This window comes from Galactobacter valiniphilus, from assembly GCF_003575975.1.
In the GTDB taxonomy this organism is placed as follows: domain Bacteria; phylum Actinomycetota; class Actinomycetes; order Actinomycetales; family Micrococcaceae; genus Galactobacter; species Galactobacter valiniphilus.
Genome location: NZ_QQXK01000084.1, coordinates 1 through 614, shown reverse-complemented (window position 1 = coordinate 614; position 614 = coordinate 1). Strand labels below are relative to the sequence as shown.

The 614-nt window shown below is 68.1% G+C and carries 1 protein-coding gene; it reads left to right on the top strand.

Annotated features, from left to right (window positions below; translation table 11 throughout):
* The coding region (locus DWB68_RS15830) for an HNH endonuclease signature motif containing protein (RefSeq protein ID WP_147391725.1) at positions 1-614 on the top strand (614 nt) is incomplete at both ends.

Sequence of the window (614 nt, the reverse complement as noted above, 5' to 3'; positions counted from 1 at the left end):
CCCACCACCGCAGGCGCAGCCCCCACCCTGCTCATCAGCACGACCCTGACCGCGATCGACCACCACCTGCACGACTGCACCACCCACGACGCCCATCACAACCCCACCACCGGCCCTGCCAGCGGTATCGGCATGGGCAGCGGCAACGGCGCTGACGCGGGGACCGCTTCAGGCTCAGCCACTGATGCTGGCGGTCAGCTCGGCGGAGTCGGCGGGGGCTGGTGGCCGCAAGGGATCCATCAAATCTCCCTCAACGCCCTCGGCGTCCCCGACCCGGATGCCATGATCGACCTGCGCTTCGCCCGCGTCGGCGGCGACGGAACCCCCGTCCCCCTCAGGGCGGTCGTGCACCTGCTCTGCGACGCGGCCATCCAAGTCATGCTCACCGACCCCGCCGGTGTGCCCCTGAAACTCGGAAGAGCCCAACGCCTCTTCACCCGCGAACAACGCCGCATCCTCATCGCCAGGGACCACCACTGCAGGGCACCCGGCTGCGACATCCCAGGCCAATGGTGCGAAGTCCACCACGTGATCCCCTGGCAAGACGGCGGCAAAACCAACATCACCAACGCGATCCTGCTGTGCAACTTCCACCACCACGAAATCGACCGCGG